At 61.2% G+C, this 3173-nt stretch carries 5 protein-coding genes, 1 tRNA gene and 1 pseudogene; 5 read left to right on the top strand and 2 right to left on the bottom strand.

Going from position 1 to position 3173, the window contains the following annotated elements; genetic code table 11:
* Positions 1-300 (bottom strand): annotated as a pseudogene (locus EI28_RS11610) (DUF3821 domain-containing protein); the annotation flags it as partial.
* A gap of 215 nt (positions 301-515) precedes the next feature.
* Entirely contained in the window at positions 516-713 is a 198-nt protein-coding gene (locus tag EI28_RS14150; protein ID WP_231476796.1) for a hypothetical protein, read from the bottom strand.
* Between the two features lie 85 nt (positions 714-798).
* Between EI28_RS14150 and EI28_RS11605 the strand changes: the two genes are divergently transcribed.
* From EI28_RS11605 to EI28_RS15330, 5 genes are all read left to right on the top strand, one after another.
* Positions 799-1524 (top strand): thymidylate synthase, encoded by a 726-nt coding sequence (locus EI28_RS11605; RefSeq protein ID WP_048115012.1) that lies wholly within the window; start codon positions 799-801, stop codon positions 1522-1524.
* A gap of 52 nt (positions 1525-1576) precedes the next feature.
* A tRNA-Gln gene (locus EI28_RS11600) sits at positions 1577-1649 on the top strand.
* A 49-nt stretch (positions 1650-1698) separates the two neighbouring features.
* Positions 1699-2529, top strand: a complete 831-nt coding sequence (locus tag EI28_RS11595) for a TIM barrel protein (RefSeq protein ID WP_048115010.1) — start codon at positions 1699-1701, stop codon at positions 2527-2529.
* A 137-nt stretch (positions 2530-2666) separates the two neighbouring features.
* Positions 2667-2927: a type II toxin-antitoxin system HicB family antitoxin gene (locus tag EI28_RS11590; RefSeq protein WP_048115008.1), complete on the top strand. Its 261-nt coding sequence runs from the start codon at positions 2667-2669 to the stop codon at positions 2925-2927.
* 77 nt (positions 2928-3004) lie between these two features.
* The gene (locus EI28_RS15330; protein ID WP_255342100.1) at positions 3005-3133 is read left to right on the top strand and encodes a hypothetical protein; all 129 of its coding nucleotides are present in this window, start codon (positions 3005-3007) and stop codon (positions 3131-3133) included.
* Positions 3134-3173 lie beyond the last annotated feature (40 nt).

Genomic DNA, 3173 nt, shown 5'->3' with positions numbered 1-3173 from the left:
CCAGATCCCGGTAGAGCCTCCAACTGCCTCTTCAGTCAACGCGAAGTTACGTGCGTTGGAAACCTTAATGGGCGTTCCCACGACATTCCTGTCGTTAATATTGCCGCTGAAGTGAGCCAGGTATCCCACCAGATCGTCATCCTCAGCCGGGTAACCAAATAGCGCATTTAGGTTCAGGTTTTCTTCACCTACATAGATGGTGCTGCCAGTGTCCTCAATCGTCCGTGCCGCAGCCGGTGCAATGACCAGCGCAGCCGCGAGGACCATGGCGACAACCATCAGTTTTGTCATACTCTTCATACTATACCTCCATTTGTGATGACATGAGGGAATGTGAACGCGAGGTACTCGACAGACGTCGAATACGGGTTCACCACGCTCTATACTCCGAATCACGGAATATGTCACAATATTTGTGGAACACTTAATATATCCTTTGTGGTCGACCGGGTGTCCGACGCCCCCGAAAGGCACCACAATACTGGAAAACGCCCCGAATGCGCCAGGATCACGCTTCATTCCCGGATCACCGGAGTCCATAGATATACGAGGATAAAAATCTTACTCCGGGAAACAACGGGAACTCCCGACTCCGGCGACGTCCCCTGCACGACCCTGCCGCGCTTACGCTCCGCGGTGCCGCACGCGCCCTGCACCGCCCGGACGGGATCGGTGCCGGTGCCCGCCGTGCCCGGCACCCCGGCCGGCCGCACCCGACGGCGGCACCACCGGAGCATGTATATATGAGACGGTCCCCAGTGGGGAGCCTTTTCTACCCCGGCCTGCAAACTACTCTCTATGCGGATCATTCGGGCCCCCACGCTCGCACGGGCACACGAACTGGCGGTCAGGACCGTCCTCGAGAAAGGATGGGTGCTGGATACGGAGAACGACGAAGCGACGATCGAGTGCGAGGAACTCGCGCTCGAGGTAGAGTCGCCGGAGAGCGTTCCCATGGCGAGCCCCGCCTCCCGGTTCCAGCAGCGGTTCCTGGACGTCTACGCCGACAACCTCCTGCACGGCTCCGATGCGAAGTTCGAGTACGACTACCACCGCCGGCTCTTCGACTGGGGCGAGACGCTCACGGTGGACGGCGAGGACGTCCACGTCGACCAGATCGACTACATCGCCCGGAAACTCGGGCAAGCCCCGAACTCCCGGCGGGCGGTCGCGATCACCTGGAACCCGGTCGTCGACGAGAACCTGGACGACTGCCCCTGCCTGCAGCTCGTCCAGTGCCTGCTGCGGGACGGCAAACTCCAGATGAAGGTCGTCTTCCGGAGCAACGACATCCTCTCCGCCGCCGGCTCCAACATGTACGCGCTCGTCCGCCTCCAGAAGATGATCGCGGACCGGCTCGGCGTGCCCTGCGGGCGCTACACGCATATCGCGCTCGTCCCCCATATCTACTACCGCCGGGATCTCAACGATATCGAGCCGTTTTGCAAATCAGGCACCGAGATCAGGCCGGTTGCCGAGGTCTGCCGGGCCTGCGGGAAGTGCCCGCGCTCATCCGGGGCATAAACCCCGGCCGTCACTTTAATTAAGATTCACAAACAACATTTTAGAGCCCAATAGCCCGGTAGTGTAGCGGTCAATCATGTGAGACTCTGGATCTCGCGACAGCAGTTCGAATCTGCTCCGGGCTACTCGAATCTTTTTCTCCGCCTGCAAACGGCATACACCGGAGGGTGGTATATGGTTGATTACAATCTCGGCTGCACCGTGCGCATCGACGACGAAGGGACGCTTGCCCTGCTCGCGGGGCTCTACGAAGAGGGCGCAATCCGTCATATTCAGGTGCAGGCCGTCCCCCTGGCCCGGCAGTTCTTCCGCGAACGCCTCGACCGGATCGCCGCGTCCGGCATCCCGGTCGTCGTCCACGCACCCCACCACGGCCACGGCGTCAACCCCTGCGCCCCCGCCGCCTATGACGATCGTCCGGCGAAGGAGATCGAGGAATATATAGAGGAGGCGATGCGGCAGACCCTTGAGGCCGCCGACACCCTCGGCGCAGAGACGATCGTCCTCCACGCAGGCCGGTACGAACCCGGAGGCCGCTCTGCCGCCGAGGAAACGTTCGCCGACTTCCTCGACCGCAACACCGATCCCCGCCTTGCCCTCGAGAACCTCCCCGCCGTCTACGCCGGCTACCCCCTCCTCGGGAACACCGCCGAAGAACTCGCGGCGCTAGCAGGCAAAAAGATCACCCGGTTCTGCCTCGACTTCCCCCACCTCGCCTGCACCGCAAACTACCGGCATCTCTCGTTCGTGGATGAACTGGAACGGTTCGAAGACCTCAACGTGGCCCTCCACCACCTCTCGAACATCCGGCGGGGCTCGATCACCGACGAGCACCTCGCACTCGACCGTCCCGACGGCGGCCTCGATCTTGCGGCGGTCTTTGCCCGGCTCCGGCGGCACGCCGGCGTGCCGACGACGCTCGAGTACAAGGAGGACTCGGCGGACGTCTACACCCGGCAGGTGAAGGTCTTTGCCGGGCTCTGGGAAGACCGTGCCGGGGAGTGAGTCGCGTCCCTGCCGCATCGGGGTCACCCCGAGGATAACCGACACCGAACCGAATGACTGGTAGCCAGCAGTCGTGATCTCACCGGGCCAGGGAAAGCAAAATCCTATATGCGGGGGCAATCCCATTGAAGTATATAATGATCCTTGAGTATATCAACGCGGCACTCGAACACGCCAACTACGAGATTATCGAGGACGATGAACCGTATTACGGAGAGATCCCGGAACTTCCCGGGGTCTTTGCAACCGGCAGGACGCTGGAAGAGTGCAGGAGAAACCTTGCCGGCGTCATCGACGAATGGTTGATCTTACGGCTCCGGCGCGGCCTCCCGATACCTCCGATCGCCGGCCGCACAGTGGGAGAGATCGTCAGGGTTGATACGGGTGCCGGAGCATAGGATCAGACCCGTCTCATGGAACCAGCTTGTGAAGAACCTTCAGACGCTGGCCGTGCCGGGGAGGCAGACACCCATTCATGGTGAAAGAAGATCTTGTTCTAACCATCCCAAACCCACACAGGTCAGAGATCGGCGTCGACCTGCTCGTGCGCATCCTCCGGCAGGCGGGCATATCCCGTGAGGAATGGAGCCGGCTCACCAGGTAGCGATCTATGTCACCTTTTTTGTGGTTGTGAGACTGAACGA

Origin of the sequence: Methanoculleus sp. MH98A, assembly GCF_000691865.1 — an archaeon.
Classification (GTDB): Archaea; Halobacteriota; Methanomicrobia; order Methanomicrobiales; family Methanoculleaceae; genus Methanoculleus.
The sequence above is the reverse complement of the archived record's forward strand: the minus strand, read 5'-3'. Positions and strand labels throughout refer to the sequence as shown.

Excerpts from the sequence above, each read along its gene's own strand:
- EI28_RS11605 (WP_048115012.1), top strand. The coding sequence starts at position 799 with ATGCGGATCATTCGGGCCCCCACGCTCGCACGGGCACACGAACTGGCG.
- EI28_RS11595 (WP_048115010.1), top strand. The coding sequence starts at position 1,699 with ATGGTTGATTACAATCTCGGCTGCACCGTGCGCATCGACGACGAAGGG.
- EI28_RS11590 (WP_048115008.1), top strand. The coding sequence starts at position 2,667 with ATGATCCTTGAGTATATCAACGCGGCACTCGAACACGCCAACTACGAG.
- EI28_RS15330 (WP_255342100.1), top strand. The coding sequence starts at position 3,005 with ATGGTGAAAGAAGATCTTGTTCTAACCATCCCAAACCCACACAGGTCA.